This is a genomic window from Streptomyces sp. NPDC058683, assembly GCF_042716195.1.
Classification (GTDB): Bacteria; Actinomycetota; Actinomycetes; order Streptomycetales; family Streptomycetaceae; genus Streptomyces.
Genome location: NZ_JBHXSK010000044.1, coordinates 32703 through 49657 on the forward strand (window position 1 = coordinate 32703; position 16955 = coordinate 49657).

Annotated in this window: 15 protein-coding genes; 5 read left to right on the forward strand and 10 right to left on the reverse strand. The window is 70.4% G+C overall.

The window, feature by feature from the left end:
• The first annotated feature begins 386 nt into the window (after positions 1-386).
• Positions 387-917: an HdeD family acid-resistance protein gene (locus ACFWXC_RS38140; RefSeq protein WP_384486198.1), complete on the forward strand. Its 531-nt coding sequence runs from the start codon at positions 387-389 to the stop codon at positions 915-917.
• A gap of 80 nt (positions 918-997) precedes the next feature.
• Positions 998-1426: a hypothetical protein gene (locus tag ACFWXC_RS38145; RefSeq protein WP_384486200.1), complete on the forward strand. Its 429-nt coding sequence runs from the start codon at positions 998-1000 to the stop codon at positions 1424-1426.
• Positions 1427-1742: 316 nt separating this feature from the next.
• On the opposite strand, the gene ACFWXC_RS38150 is transcribed toward ACFWXC_RS38145, so the two are convergent.
• Together ACFWXC_RS38150 and ACFWXC_RS38155 are read right to left on the reverse strand one after the other, a co-directional pair.
• Positions 1743-3200 (reverse strand): aldehyde dehydrogenase family protein, encoded by a 1458-nt coding sequence (locus tag ACFWXC_RS38150; protein WP_384486202.1) that lies wholly within the window; start codon positions 3198-3200, stop codon positions 1743-1745.
• 79 nt (positions 3201-3279) lie between these two features.
• A complete protein-coding gene (locus ACFWXC_RS38155; RefSeq protein ID WP_384486204.1) occupies positions 3280-4476 on the reverse strand; it encodes a CaiB/BaiF CoA transferase family protein in 1197 nt (398 codons plus the stop codon).
• Between the two features lie 397 nt (positions 4477-4873).
• Here ACFWXC_RS38155 and ACFWXC_RS38160 point away from each other — a divergent pair, with 397 nt between their 5' ends.
• The 3 genes from ACFWXC_RS38160 to ACFWXC_RS38170 all read left to right on the forward strand — a co-directional run bounded on the left by ACFWXC_RS38160 (position 4874) and on the right by ACFWXC_RS38170 (position 7948).
• The gene (locus ACFWXC_RS38160; protein WP_384486206.1) at positions 4874-5386 is read left to right on the forward strand and encodes a nuclear transport factor 2 family protein; all 513 of its coding nucleotides are present in this window, start codon (positions 4874-4876) and stop codon (positions 5384-5386) included.
• Between the two features lie 234 nt (positions 5387-5620).
• The gene (locus ACFWXC_RS38165; protein ID WP_384486208.1) at positions 5621-7000 is read left to right on the forward strand and encodes an LLM class flavin-dependent oxidoreductase; all 1380 of its coding nucleotides are present in this window, start codon (positions 5621-5623) and stop codon (positions 6998-7000) included.
• 39 nt (positions 7001-7039) lie between these two features.
• Complete coding sequence (locus tag ACFWXC_RS38170) at positions 7040-7948, forward strand: HpcH/HpaI aldolase/citrate lyase family protein (protein ID WP_384486210.1); 909 nt, start codon at positions 7040-7042, stop codon at positions 7946-7948.
• A gap of 80 nt (positions 7949-8028) precedes the next feature.
• Here ACFWXC_RS38170 and ACFWXC_RS38175 read toward each other — a convergent pair whose 3' ends face one another.
• The 8 genes from ACFWXC_RS38175 to ACFWXC_RS38210 all read right to left on the reverse strand — a co-directional run bounded on the left by ACFWXC_RS38175 (position 8029) and on the right by ACFWXC_RS38210 (position 16919).
• Positions 8029-9363: a sialidase family protein gene (locus ACFWXC_RS38175; RefSeq protein ID WP_384486212.1), complete on the reverse strand. Its 1335-nt coding sequence runs from the start codon at positions 9361-9363 to the stop codon at positions 8029-8031.
• Positions 9364-9506: 143 nt separating this feature from the next.
• Positions 9507-10412 carry an MBL fold metallo-hydrolase gene (locus ACFWXC_RS38180; RefSeq protein ID WP_384486213.1) on the reverse strand — a complete coding sequence of 302 codons (906 nt, stop codon included), beginning with the start codon at positions 10410-10412 and terminating at the stop codon, positions 9507-9509.
• A gap of 34 nt (positions 10413-10446) precedes the next feature.
• On the reverse strand, positions 10447-11196 hold the full coding sequence (locus ACFWXC_RS38185; RefSeq protein WP_384486215.1) for an NADPH-dependent F420 reductase: 750 nt from the start codon (positions 11194-11196) through the stop codon (positions 10447-10449).
• Positions 11197-11244: 48 nt separating this feature from the next.
• On the reverse strand, positions 11245-12252 hold the full coding sequence (locus ACFWXC_RS38190) for a zinc-binding dehydrogenase (protein ID WP_384486217.1): 1008 nt from the start codon (positions 12250-12252) through the stop codon (positions 11245-11247).
• Positions 12253-12439: 187 nt separating this feature from the next.
• Positions 12440-13276, reverse strand: coding sequence for an SDR family oxidoreductase (locus tag ACFWXC_RS38195; RefSeq protein WP_384486322.1), 837 nt, complete (start codon positions 13274-13276; stop codon positions 12440-12442).
• Entirely contained in the window at positions 13269-14336 is a 1068-nt protein-coding gene (locus ACFWXC_RS38200) for an ABC transporter ATP-binding protein (protein WP_384486219.1), read from the reverse strand. The genes ACFWXC_RS38195 and ACFWXC_RS38200 overlap by 8 nt, the downstream gene beginning before the upstream one ends.
• Entirely contained in the window at positions 14326-15366 is a 1041-nt protein-coding gene (locus ACFWXC_RS38205) for an ABC transporter ATP-binding protein (RefSeq protein ID WP_384486221.1), read from the reverse strand. Before ACFWXC_RS38205 ends, ACFWXC_RS38200 begins: the two co-directional genes overlap by 11 nt.
• Positions 15351-16919, reverse strand: a complete 1569-nt coding sequence (locus ACFWXC_RS38210; protein ID WP_384486224.1) for an ABC transporter substrate-binding protein — start codon at positions 16917-16919, stop codon at positions 15351-15353. Before ACFWXC_RS38210 ends, ACFWXC_RS38205 begins: the two co-directional genes overlap by 16 nt.
• Positions 16920-16955 lie beyond the last annotated feature (36 nt).

A 16955-nucleotide genomic window follows, 5' to 3' on the forward strand; every position in this document is an offset into this window, starting at 1 on the left:
CTCTTGATCCTGCACGACAGAATCTTGATCTCAGACGACAACGAAGGCGTTCTTCCGGTCCAGGTGAACAACCGGCCGGACCGAGGAAATCTCCGCACGAGACCGGCGCATCGGAAGTCAGGTACGCCAGAGCGCCGGCGGAGCTCTTACAGCGGCGTTTCACCGTGATGCCGGCGGCCGCTGCCGCGCCCTCGGCGTGCGACGGATTGCAGTGGTACTGCAGTCGGATGACGGATGGGCCACAGGCCGCGGAGCCCTAGCCTCGGGGTTGTGAAAGAGGCCGGTCATGGGCATCGCGGCGCACGCACCACCGGGCGCCGTCTCTCAGCCAGCCGGCCGAACCTGGCGTCCCGACGACCGACTCATGCCGTCAGTCAAGAAGGGAAGTGATCAATATACTCAGTTCACCCAACGTACTGTTGTGGCGCGGCATCCTCGCGGTCGGCTTCGGAGTGGTTTCGCTGCTGTGGCCCGGCATTACCGTGGGTACGTTCGTCTACCTCTACGCCTTCTACGCCTTCTTCACCGCGGTGAACGACGCCGTTCGCGCGTTCAGCAGCGGCCGGGCAGGACCGGTCTTCGGCTGGCTGCTGCTGGCCCTGCTGTCTGCCGTGGGCGGGGCCGCCGCGCTGTTGTGGCCGGGCATCACGGCTCTGGCACTCACCCTCTGGATCGGTGCGTGGGCGCTGGTCACCGGCGCCGTCGAGATCGGCATGGCGTCCCAGGTCGGCGAGTCCGCCGGGGAGCGTGCAATGTTCATGCTGACCGGGCTGGTATCCGTCGCGCTGGCGTTCGCGCTCTTCGTACGGCCGGACGTCGGCGCGGTGTCTCTGGCGACCGTGTTCGGCCTGTTCAGCCTGATGTACGGGATTTCCGGCATCGTCCTCTCGTTCCACCTGCGGCAAAGAGCGGCATAGCCGCGGGCCTGGCGTCGGCGCGCCCGGGCCGCGCGGCATCTGAGACCCCACCGAATCAACTTCACGAGATAGGGATCACCATGGAAAAGCTTTCGGACCAGCTCAGCAAGTTGGCAGACCGGACGAAGAAGGTCGAGGACACCGCCGCGGCCGCCAAGGCGAAGAACCGCGCGCAGCTGGAGACGGAGAGGACCAACCTCAAGGCGTCCCTGGACGCCGTCGGAACCAAGACTGACGAGGCCAAGGCCCGGGCGGAGGGTCGGATAAGCGACCTGCACGACTCGGTGGCGAAGCACTTCGCCGACCGCCGCGCGGCGAGCGCCGAGCACAAGGCCGAACGCGACCTCAAGCGGGCCGAACACCGCGCCGACGACGCCGAGCAGGACGCCGCCGACGCCATCGCCCTGGTGCTCTACGTGCTGGACCAGGCCGAGTACGCCGTCGTAGACGCCGCGCTCGCCCGCGCCGACGCCGACGACCTCGCCGCCGAGCTGGGTACCTCCGGCTGATGCCCGGCTCGGCATCACCGCGCATGCCGAGCCGGTCGATCCACCCGCCGCCGCGACGTGACATGACGTGCCCTGACGAGCCGTCTGTCATGTCGCGGTCCGGGACTGGCTGTGCACACGGAGACGCCCGCATCGCGTACTGGCCCGCGTGCCCGCGGACCGACGGGTGCCTCGCCTTCCAGGCCGCGATGACCGGCCGGATCAACTCCCCTGCCTCATCCGGCAGATCACTCGGACACGCCCGGCGCCCGCCTGCCCTTCGCAGCAAGGCCGCGCCTCCGGCCACTGTCGCAGAACACCCGCTCAGCGCTTCGTCTCAGAGCTGGACGACGATCGTCTTCGTCGCGGTGCAGCTGTCGAGGGCCTCCACGCCCTTCTCACGGCCGTAGCCGGACTTGCGGAATCCGCCGAACGGGAGTTCCACGCCGCCGCCCGCACCATAGGTGTTCACATAGACCTGGCCCGCCTCCACTTCGGCGGCGACCCGGTGCGCCCGGCTGAGGTCCCTGGTCCAGACGGCGCCGAGCAAGGCGTACTCGGTCCCGTTCGCCAGGGCGAGGGCCTCCTCCTCGGTCGCGAACCGCATCGTGGTGAGCACGGGTCCGAAGATCTCCTCCTGTGCGATCGGGGACGCCGGGTCCACCCCGTCGATCAGGGTCGGCATGAAGTAGGCGCCGTCCGTCATGCCCTCGGGCTCGGCTACCGAACCCCCGAAGACGATCTCGCCGGTGCCGGCCGCCCGCACGTAACCGCGGACCCGGTCCTGCTGCTTGCGCGAGACGAGCGGGCCGAGGTCGGGGTCGTCGAGACCGCGGCCTATCGTCACCTGGGCGAAGTGACCCGCGACGCGCTCCACCATTTCGGCGTGCACACTCTCGTGGACGAGCACGCGCGAGCCCGCGGAACACGTCTGCCCGGCATTCTGGAGGATCGCGGCCGCCGCGACCCGTGCCGCCTTCTCGACGTCGGCGTCCGCGAACACCAAGTGGGCCGACTTGCCGCCGAGTTCGAGCGTCACCGGGGACACCCGCTCGGCGGCGGCCGTCGCGACGAGAGAGCCGACCCGGGTGGAGCCGACGAAGCCCAGGTGGTCGATGCCGGGATGGGCCGCCAGCGCGGCACCGGCCTCGGCACCGAGCCCGGTCACGACGTTGAACACGCCCTGCGGCAGCCCGGCCTGTACGGCGAGCCTGGCCACGGCCACCGCGGTGCGCGGCGTTTCGTCGGCCGGCTTCACCACGGCGCAGTTCCCGGTCGCGAGGGCGGGTGCGACTCCACGGGCGAGGAGTTGCAGGGGGTAGTTCCAGGCGAGGATGTGGCCGGTGACACCGTGGGGTTCGCGGCGTGTGTATACGAGGAGGTCGGGGCGCAGGGGCAGGCTCAGACCGTAGTACGAGTCGATCGCGCGGCCGTAGAAACGGAAGTAACGGGCGCACACCCGGGCGTCGTTGCGGGCCTGGGACAGGGGTTTTCCGGAGTCCTCGCTCTCCAGCCGGGCGAGTTCCTCCGTCCGGCTCTCGATCAGGTCGGCCAACCGGCACAGGAGGTCGGCTCGTTGTTCCGGTGTCGTGGTGCGCCATGCCCGCTGTGCCGCGCGTGCCGAGGCGACCGCCCGGTCGATCTGCTCGGGGGTCCCTCTCGACACGTCTCCGAGCGAGTGTCCGGTCGAGGGGTCGATGTTCTCGTAGACCTCGCGTGTCCCGACCGACACCCCGTCGATGAAGGACTCGGTGACCTTCCCCAAGTCCGCTGCTTCCACGTCGAGTTGGCTCATGCGGGGCCTCCCGTTGCCGTCGCCGCCGGACCATCTCGTCCGGCACAGGTGTTCTGGTTCCTGACGCTTCTGTCCCGGGTCAGATCACGCCCTGCGCGGACAGTTCCCGGCGCCGGTCGGCGTCGAGGCCGAGCAGCCCCCCGTAGATCTCGTCGTTGTGTTCGCCGAGAGCCGGGCCCAGATGGCTGATGCCGCCCTGGGTCGCCGAGAACCGGGGCACCGGTGCCTGCACCCGCATCGCCCCCAGCTGGGCGTCCGGAACAGACGGGTAGACGTCCCTGGCCACCATGTGCGGGTCGGCGAGCAGTTGCGCGGCGTCGTAGACCGGGGCGGCGGCGACTCCCGCCGCCTCGAAGACGGCCATCGCGTCGTCCAGGGTGTGGGCCACGATCCAGTCGGCCATGATCGTGTCTATCTCGGCGGCGTTCCGCAGGCGTTGCTGGGCCTCGGCGAACCGGGGGTCCTCGGTCAGTTCGGGCCGCCCCACCGCCTGGAGGGCGCGCTTCGCGATCGTGGGCGCGCTGCCGGACATGGCGAGCCAGTGCCCGTCCTTCGTGAGGTAGACGTTGCGCGGTGCGCTGATGTCCCAGCGGTTGCCGGTTCTGGCGGGGATGCTGCCCAGTTGGTCGTAGGTCAGCACCGACTGTTCCAGCAGCCGTGCCAGCGGGTCGATCAGGTTGACGTCGACGAGCTGGCCGTCGGCTCCGTGCACGTCGCGGTGGTAGAGGGCCATCATCACCGCGTAGGTGGCGGTCAGCCCCGCCACGCCGTCGGCGAGCATGAACGACGGGAGGGTCGGGGGGCCGTCCGGGCTGCCGGTGAGGTGGGCGAACCCGCTCATCGCCTCGCCGAGGGTGCCGAATCCGGGGCGGTCGGACTTCGGCCCGCCCGCTCCGTACCCGGTGACGTGCACCATCACCAGGCGGGGGTTCTCCGCGGCGAGACTCGGGTAGTCCAGGCGCCACTTGCGCAGGGTCGACGGCCGCAGGTTCAGGACCACGACGTCCGCCTGCCGGGCCAGCCGGCGCAGCAGGTCCCGTCCGGTCTCGTGGCGCAGGTTCAGCGTGACGCTCTTCTTGTTACGGCCGACGCTCTTCCACATCAGCCCGACGCCGTCCTTCTGCGCCCCCCACTGCCGCAGCGGGTCACCGCCGTCGGGCTGCTCGATCTTGATCACGTCCGCGCCGTGCTCGCCGAGCCAGGTGGCGATCAGCGGTCCGGCGGCGAGGGTGGCGGCATCCAGGACACGGAGTCCGGCCAGTGGTCCGTCGCTCATGGTTGCGTTCCCTGCCTTTCCTGTCGGTCGTCGTCTCGTGACGCTCCGGGCGAGTTCCGCGCACGCTGCCGCGAGGCAGCCTGGGCACGAGGGCGGTGGGCCTGCCTCGGTCGGACGTTCGGGCTCGTGTCCGGCGTACGGGACACCGTGGCGGGCGGAACGCGCGGCTTCTCCGCCGGGCCGAGCGCACCGGTGGTGTCACGCCGCCCACTCGACGACGGCCCACGCTAACCGGCATCGGGCACTCGCCCCGGATTCGATCCCGCTCAGCGGACACGGCACATGACTCCCGCCGCGGCACTTCCTAGGTTGCTCGCAGGGGCTTCCCGGCATCCCGGCCGCGACGGGCGGCGCCGCCACTCCGCCCCGGGCGTACGACACACGAGAGGAGCGAGGCATGCACACCGACTCGGCGTCGATCACCCGGCTCGCGGCGAAGCAGGAGATCACGGAGGTGCTGTACCGGTACTGCCGTGGTCTCGACCGCATGGACCGTGCCCTCGCCGACACCGTCTGGCATCCCGACGGCACGGCCGACTACGGCCCCGACTACCGGGGGTCCGCCGCCGGCTTCCTCGACTTCGTCTGGCCCTACCACGCCCAGCTCGCCGGCCATTCGCACCTGGTGTCCCACCCGCTCGTCGAAGTCGACGAAGGGGCGGGAACAGCGGCCAGCGAGACCTACGTGTCGGTGTGGCTGCGCACTCACCCGGCCGACGGCCTCGTCACGGACCTGTTCCATCGCGGCCGGTACGTCGACCGCTGGTCGCGCCGGGCCGGCGTCTGGGCCATCGACCACCGAGCCTACGTCGGTGACCTCTACCGCGAGGTGACGCGCTCCCCCGAGGCCGTCGCGCCGCCCTCGGGACGCCGGGACGACACCGACCCTTCCTACGAGGTGTTCCGCTGACACGACGCGGCGCGTCGGTTCGCCTCAGGAGGCACTCGGGTGGACAGCACAGCCCGTCGGGGTGGGGACGTGTCCCGCCGCCGTCCGGTCGGGCCGGCCGGCCGGCCGCCCACGATCGCGCGAGGCGTCCCTCGCCGCTGTCGTACGCGGCGGGACCGGGGCATCCGTCCGCTCCCGGCCGTGTCCTCTCCGTCTTGCCGCCGTTCCCTCGCCCCCCGCTCACGAAAGGCCCCGATGTCCACCTCACGCAATGACCAGTTGACCCTTGTCGCGTTTCTCCAGGCCTCCAACGTGTCGGTGTATTCAGGCTCGTGGCGTTATCCCAGTGCGGCTGCCGACTACCTGGACGTGCGCTACTACCAGCGGATCGCGCGCGTGCTGGAAGAGGGCATGTTCGACCTGATGTTCTTCGACGACCGGCTGGCGATGCCGACGATCTACGGCGACTCGCCGGCCGACGCCGTCCGCTACGGTGCGCGCCCCGTCAAGCTCGACCTGAGCACGGTGCTGGGCGCCGTCGCGGGCGCCACCGAGCACATCGGGCTGGGCGCGACCTACTCGACGACCTACTACCAGCCCTTCCATGTGGCGCGGACGTTCGCCACCCTCGACCACCTCAGCGGCGGGCGGGCCGCCTGGAACGTCGTGACCTCGGTGAACGACGCCGAAGCGCAGAACTTCGGCCTGGACGAGCACCTCGAACACGACAAGCGCTACGACCGGGCCGAGGAGTTCGTCGAGGTCGTCTCGAAGCTCTGGGACTCGTGGGAGGACGACGCCATCGTCGGCGACCGTACGGCCGGCATCTTCGCCGATCCGGAGAAGGTCCACGAAGTCGCCCACGAGGGTGAGTACTTCACCGTGCGCGGGCCGCTGACCGTGCCGCGCACCCCGCAGGGGCGGCCGGTGATCATCCAGGCGGGGCAGTCGGGCCGGGGGCGGCTGTTCGCGGCCAGGTGGGCCGATCTGATCTTCACCTCCGATCCCAGCCAGGAGATCGCGCGCGAGCACTACCGGGAGCAGAAGGACCTGATCACCGAGGCCGGGCGGGACGCGGACACCGTACGGCTGCTGCCCATGGTCTACACGATCGCCGGTGAGACGGAGGCGATCGCCCGGGAGAAGGAGGCGCTGTTCCTCGACGAACTCGTGCATCCCATGGCGTCCTTGACCCTGCTGTCCGAGGTCACCAACCACGACTTCGCCGGCCACTCGCTCGACGACGTCGTCACCGACGAACTCATCGACTCGGTGTCCGGGATCCGCGGACTGGTGCAGGGCGTACGGCGGCACCTCGGCGACCGCGAACTGACCCTGCGCATGCTCGCGAACCACCGGGCCACCCTGCTCCAGGGGCCGCGGTTCGTGGGCACCGGGCCGGGGATCGCCGAGCAGATGCGGCAGTGGTTCGAGTCGCGCTCCTGCGACGGCTTCGTCCTGGCCGCCACCCACTTCCCCGGCGCCTTCGAGGACTTCGTCCGGCTGGTGGTGCCCGAACTCCGCCGCCTGGGGCTCGTCCGGAGCGAGTACACGGGCCGGACCCTGCGGGAGAACCTGTCCCTCGACCGCCCGGCGAACCTGTTCGCACAGGAACGGCACGACACGCGCGCCTGACCGCGGACCGAGACCCACCCGAGGAGAGACCAGGACACGATGAACACACCCCCCTTGCGACGCTCGGAGCTGGCCACGCCCGCCTCCAACGACCACATGTTCGCCAAGGCGGCCGCCTCGGACGCCGACCTGGTCTTCCTCGACCTGGAGGACGCGGTGGCCCCGGCGCTGCGCGAACAGGCCCGGGGCAAGGCCGTGCAGGCGCTCAACGGGTACGACTGGGGCAGCACCGTCCGTGCGGTGCGGATCAACGGGATCGGCACCAGGTGGGCCCACGGGGACATCATCGAGGTGGTCGAAGGGGCCGGGGAGAACCTGGACACCGTCATCGTCCCGAAGGTCACGGCGGCGCGGGACGTCTGGTGGGTCGACGTGCTGCTGAGCCAGCTGGAGGAGCGGCTCGGACTGCGCAAGCGGATCCGGCTGGAGGTCCTCATCGAGGACGTCGCGGGCGTCGCGCACGCCGAGGAGATCGCGACCGCGAGTACGCGCCTGGACGCCGTCATCTTCGGCGCGGGCGACCTGTCGGTCTCCCAGGGCGCCCGAGTGGACACCAACTTCCGTCCACGTGAGCCGTATCCGGGTGACTTCTGGTACTTCGCACGGATGCAGGTGCTCACCGCGGCGCGCATCGCGGGCATCGCGGCCGTCGACGCCCCCTATCCCGACTTCCGTGACCCGGCCGGCTACGAGGAGGACGCGCGCGCGGCGGCCTCCCTGGGGTTCAACGGCAAGTGGGCGATCCATCCTTCGCAGATCGGGATCGCGAACCAGGTCTTCCGGGCGACGGACGACGAGGTCAGGCGGGCCCGGCGGGTCCTGGAGGCGTATCGCGCCGCCGAGTCGGCGGGCCTGGGGGCCACCAGCGTCGACGGCCGGCTCGTGGACGCCGCACACGTGAAGCTCGCGGAAATCGTCCTCGCCCAGCACTCCGCCGTGAGCGACTGACGCCGGTGACGAAGCCCTTGCGGCATCTCCTCGGCAGGAGATGCCGCCCGGTGCCGTGGATCACGACGGGTCGCGCGGACTCAGTGGTAGAGCGAGAGGGGAACCCGGGCGACGATGCCGTCGACAGCGCCACCCTCGCGCGCGTCCGACCAGGTGACGTAGGCGTACTTGCCGTGGATGAGGATCCGCGACCATTCGTCACCGCCGCTGCCGAGGAAGGTGTACGGCTCGCTCGTCCGGTTGGCCTTCACCGTGCGGGGGAAGGTCTGCCCGCCGTCGAAGGAGACCGTGGAGTAGGTGTCGACGAGCCCGTCGACCACGTGCCGCCACATGATGCCCAGCGTTCCCTTGGAACCGAACTCGATCCAGGGCTTCGCGGCACCCGGTGCCGCGACCACGCTCGGACCGGCCCAGGTCCGGCCCGCGTCGTCGGTGACGTACACCTCCAGGTTGTCGCCCCGGGGCACCATGACCGCGAACCGGTTGGTCCTCGTGGGATCGGCGGAGACCCAGGGGATCGGGTCCGACGCCAGGAGCCTGGTGTCCGGCACGAGGTCGCCCGAGGGCGGTGCAACCGGGTTTCCGGCGCTGTCGGTGACCGGGAGGGCGGTGAAGGTCTGCCCCTCGTCGCGGCTCACCTCGAACACGGGGTTCACGGGCTCGACCGAGACGCCGCCCACGACCACCTCGGAGGTCGCGCTGGCCAGCACGCCGTTGTGCACGGCGATCTGGTTACCGAAGGGCTGGTCCGGGAGCTCCCCGACCGGCGTCCAGGTCAGGCCGTGGTCCTTGCTGACCGTGACGGCCGAGGGTCCGGGCTGCCCGACCGGGCTCGCGCCGACCGCGTAGACGTAGTCGGTGGCCGTGTCCACCCTCAACCGCGGAGTGGCGGCGCGGACGGCCGGCGTGTCGACGGCGTGCGACCAGGTGCGGCCGCCGTCGGTGGATCTGGCGACGCCGAGCTTGTTCGGGACCCCGTCGCAGGTACCGGTGATCGGTCCGGTCGGGTCGTCGGGGCAGCCCAGCTGGTTCCAGGCGAGGTAGAAGATCCCCTTCGAGTCGACGGCGAGGTACGGGTCGCCGCACTGGGGGTTGTCGCCGGCCGGCCAGGCCGTGCGGGTCCAGGTTCGGCCGCCGTTGGTCGAGAACGCGGCGTAACAGTCCACCCGCACGAGTGCGGCGCCGTCGACGATGTGGTCCGTCGACGCGTACACGAGGTTGTTCGGGTTCCTGGGGTCGACCGCGACGACCGGCTGACCGTTCACCCGGTCCGGCGTGCCGGGGGTCGCGTCGACCTCGAGTATGCCGCGCGAAAAGGCACCAAAGCTGCCACCGGCCGGACTTGCCTGCGCGCTGGTCACGAGGAAGGGCAGGGCGACCATGGCGGCAAACAGGCCGGCGCCGAACACTCTCACCCCTCTCCTCACCCGCGCGCGGAACGAATTCCCGGGCGCCGTCACACGACGCCTTGCCCGGGCCCGCTCGGGTAACTGTGGGTCCGTACTCGATGGTGGGAAGGATCCGTGCGGTGATCTCATGCCTGCTCCTTTGAAGGACGTCATGCTCCACCCTGCGTGGAGCCAACGGTGGTGTGGATCGCGCCGCCCGGCACGAAGCAGACCTCGTCGCCGTCGAGGGCGAGTCGGCCGTAGTGCGGGGCGGGGAAGTGGGCGGGAAAGAGGAACGCGTCTTCGTCCAGCGCCCGTCGCACGAGTGCGCGCCGGGTGGCGACGGCCGTCTCCAGGTCGTCGCAGCCCGGCAGGTGCAGTTCGGGACGCGTCAGCTGGACCGGGTGGTGGAAGGCGTCGCCGGTGAAGTACGCCCGTACGCCACCGGAGTCGAGCCCCAGCACCGCGTGCCCGAGCGTGTGGCCCGGTGCGTGCTCGACGGTCAGGCTCGGCGAGATCTCGTACGGCAGCGCAACGACCCTGGCCAGGCCCGCTTCGACGACCGGACGTATGCATTCATCGAACACGTTGGGGCTGAAGTCGTTGGGGTGCGGTGGCCTCGCCGTGTCCCACCGCCGGTACTCGTCCGCCGCGAAGACGTAGTCGGCGTTGGGGAAGGTGGGCACCCATCTCCCCTCGCTCTGACGGGTGTTCCAGCCGCAGTGATCGTGGTGGAAGTGGGTGCAGAAGACGACGTCGACGGTCTCGGGCGACACACCTGCCGCCGTGAGCCGGTCCAGATAGGGCACGTCCAGTCCGTCGAAGTAAGGCCCCCTGCCGGTACGGCCGTTGCCGGTGCACAGGTCGACCAGTACCGTGCGGCCGTCCACCCGTAGCACCCAACTGTGGTTGGAGAACCGGAAGTTCATCGTGGCCCGGTCCAGGAACCCGCCGGGCAGCGGGTCCACGCGCCGCGCGATGAGGGCCTCGTCGCCGGTGAGGAAGGTGAGGGAGACCGGCAGAGTGTGCTCCTCGACCCGGTCGACCGAGGCATGGCCCAGGCTGAGTGTCCGCATGTCGTCATGCCTCCGGTGAATAGGTCGTCGGCCGTCAGCCGAGGCGCTCTCGTGCGTCGGCGGGCGACTGACGCACGGCATCGCACAGAAGGGCGGCGACCCGGTCGGCGGGGAGCGGGGCACCGGGGCAGTCCAGGAACCACCTCATGACGTCCTCTTCCCCGGCCGGCCCCGCCGGGCGTTCGGGCAGGTACGGCTGGACGTAGACCGCCGTGTTCGGCTCGCTGCGCCAGCTCTCCGACAGGGGACCCAGGTCGACGGCGTCGTAACCCAGGGCGTCGAGCAGCCGGATCGCCTCCTCCTTGGCGGCGGCGCTGTCACCGGCCACGGGCAGCGCGCTGCGGTCCGCGGCGCCGGTGGGCCGGGCCAGGATCTCCAGCCGCCGGAAGTCGATGTTGTTGAACGCCTTGACCACCCGCGACCGGGGAAGTTCGCGCTGCACCAGCTCGCTGGAGGTCAGCCGGCGGGAGTCCAGCTCCGCCAGGGAGCCGTCGCGCTCGGGGTAGTAGTTCATGGTGTCCACCACCGTCTTCCCCACCAGGGCGTCGGCGGGCAGCCGCCGGTGCGCGCCGAGGGGGACGGTGGCCACCACGATGTCGCCCTGGCGCGCGGCGTCCGCCACCGTGGCGGCCCTGGCGCCCTCTCCCCACTGCGCCACCGTGTCGACGAGCGTCTGCGGGCCGCGCGAGTTGCTCACGACCACGTCCAGTCCGGCGGCGAGCGCCAGCCGGGCCAGCGCCCCGCCTATCCGTCCGGCTCCGATGAGCCCGAGGGTCTTCGTCACTTCCCTGATCCTTTCCTGCCCGCCGTTCGGCGAGGGCCGAGCGGTTCCTCAGTAGGCGATGGCGACGTGGAGGGCCGACTCGCGGTCGCCCGCCGTCTCGATCGCCTCGATGATCCGGTCGAGCTCGAAGGTGTGGGTGATGATGGAGGCGAGATCGAACCGTCCGCTCTCCATGATCTTCATGACGTCGACGACGTCCTCGGGGCGGTAGCCGCCAGGTCCGATGATCTCCTGCTCGCCGTAGGCCAGCCGGACCATGTCGACGGCGACCGGCTTGGGGTGGACGGCGACCGCGCCGATGCGCGCGCCGGACTTCGCCATGGACTGGATCGTGGCGAACAGTTCGTCGGGCCCCGCCGCCTCGACGTAGATGTCGACGTCGGGAAAGGTCCCCATCAAGGTCTTCACCTCGCCGAACACCTCACCGGCTCGCCTGCGCAGGTCCTCCCGCGCGGAGTTGCAGGTCACGAATCCGAGTCCGGCGGCCTTCTCCAGACGGAAGTCGGACAGGTCCACCACCATGACCTCCGCGGCACCGAAGCTCTTCAGCGCCACCGCCGCGGCGATCCCGATCGTGCCGGCGCCGAAGACGACGGCCTTTTCCCCCTGCCGCGGACGGCAGCGACGCACAGCACGGTGGGCCACCGTGAAGGGCTCGATGAGTCCGGCGACAGGTGTCGGGATCCGGTCGTCGACCTTGAACACCTGCTCACCCACACGGCAGTTCGGGACGTGGATGTACTCGGAGAACCCGCCCAGACATCCGGCGCGGGTGGGGTCGCCCTTGGCCGTCAGCGGGTAGGGGTAGACGCGGTCGCCTGCGGAGAGGCCGGTCACCTCGCTGCCCACCTCGGCGATCTCGGACACGACCTCGTGGCCGAACTGCTCGCCCTTCAGGATCTGGTGCGCCCCGGGACCGTGCCGGTAGACCGACACGTCAGAACCGCAGATGCCGGCGTGCAGGTTGCGCAGCAGCACGTCCCGCGGACCGCAGGTGGGTGTCTCCAACTCGGTGACGGTGATGTCGAACGGCCCGTTGTAGATGGCGGACTTCATCGTGGGTCCTTCCGGTCCGGGAGGGCGGGTGGGCGCCAGGTGTCCCCCGTGCTGACCGCCGCGAGGGCGCTGACCGCGCCGGGGAGTCACGGCTCGCGAAAAACTAGGGCGGTGCGGTCTCGCGCCGGGGCCGGTGTCCCGCTGGGCGGACCACTTTCTCCGCGGGTCCCGGCCGACACCGGCTCGCTCAGTCGCCGCGCAGTGTCCCCGCCAGGCCCCCGTCGACCAGGATGTCGGTGCCGGAGATGAACGACGCCTGGTCGGAGGCGAGGAAGGCGACCACGCCGGCGATCTCGATCATCGTGCACTCACGGGCGAGCGGCGTCCTGGCATAGAGGTCGTGCTTGACCGGACTGCGCGCGAACTCGAACGCGCCCATGGGGGTGGCGATGAGCCCCGGGGAGAGACTGACGATCCGTGCTCCCCGCTGTCCCCACGCCCATGCCTCGCGTCGGCACAGGGACAGCAGACCGTGTTTGGAGAGGTGGTAGGCCATCGCGGAGGTGCGCTCCGCCTCGCCGAGCGCCTCCTTGAGACGGGTCGCCGTCCGCGTGTCGTGCGGGTCACGCAGTACGGCCTCGGCAGCGGCGCTCGGCGTGACGGTGTGCGCGGCGAGGGACGCGACGAGGATCGCCGCCGCGCCGGGCTCCGCGCAGGGCAGCAGCGCGCGCGTGACGAGTGCGGCGCCGGTGAGGTTGACCCGCACGATGCTCTCGAAGTCCGCCGCCGACGGGGAGAGTCCGGCGACGTGCGCGAGCGCGGCGAACCCTCCGTGCCGCTTCACCTCTTCGGCGAGTTCCAGGACCGACTCCGGCCGCGTGATGTCACAGTGCACCGGTTCCGCGTCGCCGCCCTCGTCGCGCATGCTGTGCGCGACCTCGTCCGCCTTGTCCTTGTCGATGTCCGCGATGAGCAGCCGGTGGTGATGGCCGAGCCGTCGCGCCACCGCCGTGCCGAGGCCACCGGCCCCGATCACCACCGCGAGACTCCAGTCCGGCCGCTTGCTCGTGCCGAGTTCATGCATGTCCACGCTCCACCTTTCGCAGAAGAGCAGGCCGTCCTTCCTCCGAGAAGGACCGCCCGTCCTGGCGGCCCGCCTGCGTGTCCTGAAGCGGGAAGTGGCACGCGACGTACTGGTCCTTGCGCACCTCCCGCACCTGCGGCTCACTGACGGCGCACCGGTCCTCCGCCCTCGGGCACCGGGTACGGAACCGGCAGCCCGACGGGGGCGCCAGGGGTGAGGGGATGTCCCCGTCGAGGGCGGGTCCGGCGAACCCCCGGTCGGAGTCGAGCAGCGGAACCGAGTCGAGCAGGGCCCTGGTGTACGGGTGGGAGGGCCGCTCGTACACCAGGTCGGCGTCACCGAACTCGCACACCTTGCCCAGGTACATCACCATGACGTCGTCGCTGACCGCGCGGACGACGCCGAGGTCGTGCGCGATGAACACGGCGGTCAGCGCGTAGGCGGCCTTGATGTCCTCGATCAGGTTGAGCGTCTGGGCCTGCACCGAGACGTCCAGGGCCGACACCGGCTCGTCGCAGATCAACAGCTTCGGATTCAGCGCCAGGGCCCTGGCTATGGCGACCCGCTGCGCCTGACCTCCCGACAGCTGATGAGGCGTCATCTCGGCGAACCGTGCCTCCGCAAGCCCCACTTGAGCCAGTACGGTGGCTGCCCGCTCGGTACGCTCGGCGACCGGCATACCTCCGATCACCAGGCCCTCCTCGACCACGTCCCGGACCCTGCGGCGTGGGTTCAGCGAGGCCACCGGGTCCTGGAAGACCATCTGCATGTCACGTCGGAGCGTGCGCATCCGCTGTGGGCGGGCCTGGTCGATGCGCTCGCCGTCGAACTCGATCGTGCCGCCGGTCGCGTGGTCCAGGCGCAGCACGGCCCGGCCCGTGGTGGACTTGCCGCAACCCGACTCGCCGACGATGCCGAGGGTTTCACCGGGCAGGACGTCGAAGCTGACACCGGACACCGCCTGCACGACCCCGGCATCGGTGGCGTACTCGACGACCAGGTCCCGTACCGTCAACAGGGCGCTGTCACCGCGGAGATGGGCGTTCCCGCTACCGGCCATCGTGGACCCCCGCCACCGGCGGTGTGTCGGGCGCGTCGACCGGAACGCAGCACGCGACCCGGTGGTCGTGCCCCACGGAGGTCATGACGGGCCCCGGAACACCGCACTCGGCCCGTGCCGCCGTACAGCGGGGGCCGAACCGGCAGCCCGTCGGCGGTGCGACGGGATCCGGCAGCGTGCCGGGGATCAGGCGCAAAGGGGTGTGCCGTTCGTGGTCGATCGTGGGAACCGCCTCCAGCAGGGCGTGGGTGTAGCGGTGGCGCGGTGTCGTGAACACGGTCCGCGTCGCGCCGACCTCGGCGAGCCGGCCCGCGTACATCACGGCCGTGCGGTCGGTGCGCCCGGCGACCACGGCGAGGTCGTGGCTGATCAGCATGAGGGCCGTCCCCCGGTCCCGCTGGATGCGGCGCAACAGGTCGAGGACCTGGCGCTGGACGGTCACGTCCAGCGCCGTCGTCGGTTCGTCCGCGATGACCAGGTCGGGTTCGCACGCCAGCGCGATGGCGATCATCACCCGCTGACGCATACCGCCGGACAGTTCGTGCGGGTAGTTGCGCAGCCGACGCTCCGGGTCGGGCACGCCCACCTCCGCGAGGAGATCGACGGCCCGCCCCCGCGCCTCCGCGCGCCCCACCCCGAGGTGCCGGCGCATGCCCTCGGTGAGCTGCCGTTCCACCCGTACGACCGGGTTGAGTGACCTCCCCGGATCCTGGAGCACCATGGCGACCTGGGTGCCCCAGATCTTCCTGCGCTCGCTCCGGGACAGTGTGAGCAAGTCCTGTCCCCGGAAGAGGATCTGACCGCTGCACCCCGCGCCACGAGGCAGCATGCCCATGATCGCCTTCGCGGTCACCGACTTGCCGGAACCCGACTCCCCCACGACGCCCAGCGCCTGCGCGTGGCCGATCGTCAGGGAGACGTCGTCGACCGCCCGTACGACACCGCGCGGCGTCCCGATGTGGACCCGCAGATCGCGGACTTCGAGGATCGGGGCGACCGGGTCGGCCGGACCGCCTAGTGCTTGATCCACAGGTCCTCCGGAAGGAGCGAGCCGAACCCGTACTGGGTGAGGCCGCCGACGTTCTTGCCGGAGATCGCGCTGCCGGCGATGCGCAGGATCCAGAGCATGGGGCGCAGTGCCACGAGCCGCCGCTGCACGGTCTCGTAGGCGGCCTTGCGGTCCGCGACGGTGGTGGCCGTGCGTCCCTTCAGCAGGGCCTGGTCGAGCGGTGTGTCGTGGACGCCCGTCATGTTGGTCGGCGAGTCGCCCTGGAACGCTGTCCAGAGCCTGGGCTCGGGGTCGTTGAAGGCGGCGGACGACACCACCATGTCGAAGTTGTGGGAGGTCTGCAGGGGCAGGAACTCCGCGTAGTCGACCACCTTGATCTTCATGGTCACGTTCTTGAACTTGCTGAGCTGGGCCTGGATCGACTCCGCCTGGCCCTTGTTCTCGGTCGACGCGGTGGTGATGAAGGTGAACGAGACGGGCTTGCCGTCGGCCGCGAGTTCGTCGAACAGCTGCTGCGCGGTGGCGGCGTCGGGCTTGCCCACCGGGATGTCGGTGTAGAAGGGCGAGGACTTACGGAACAGCGTGTCGATGGTCTCCCCCGTCCCGTTGTACACCGAGTCGTTCAGGGCGTTGAAGTCGACGGCCGCGGACAGCGCCTTCCGTGCCCGTCCGTCGTTGAAGGGCGCCCGCCGTGTGTTGAGGGCGAGGTAGGTGCCACCGCTGAGCGGGGACGTCGTGGTCGGCAGTCCGGCCTGGGATGCCTTCTTCAGGTTCTCCCAGTTCTGTTCGATGGCGAGGTCGGCGCCCCCGCTGACCACGGTGTTGAGACGCTGGGTCGCGTCGAGGGCGACCTTCAGGGTGAGCTGGTCCAGGTAGGGCTTGGGCGCGTCCCAGTACTCGGGGTTCTTCACGAGCACCATGGCGTCCTGCCGGCGCCACTCCTTCAGGGTGTACGGTCCGGCGCCGACGGGGTGTGCGTCGAACGCCTTCGCCCCCTTGCCGAGCGCGGCCGGTGAGGCGATCCAGTTCATGGACGTGGTGACCACCGACTGGGCGAACTGGTTCATGGGCGCTGCGAGAGTGACCTTCAGCGTCGTCGCGTCGACGGTCTTCGTCGACGTCACCAGCGAGGCGTCGGCCTGGTACGGGGATGCCGTGGCCGGATCACGCATGCGGTCCCAGTTGTACTTGACGGCCTCGGCGTCGAGTGGGGTGCCGTCGGAGAACGTCAGCCCGTCGCGCAGCTTCAGCTCGAAGGTCTTCCCCCCGTCCGGGGAGGTGAAGGACTTGGCCAGGGAAACGCGGATCTTCCCGGTACGGGGATCGTCCGTCAGCAGGGTCCCGTAGAGCGCGTTGCCGACGACGGCGCCGCTGACGAAGTTGTTGCCCATCTGCGCGGGATCTAGGGTACGGAGTTCGCTGAGGGTGAGGACCCGGGCGGACCCGCCGGCGACCGGCTTGCCGGTCGCCCCGGTCGATCCCCCGGCGCTCTTCCCGCCGCCGCCCCCGCAGGCGCCGAGCAGGAGTGCCGCGGTGGCTGCGGCAATCGTGGTGACGCACCTTCTACGGATCATCGTTGGCCCCTTGTCGTGGACGGTCTGGAAAGCCGG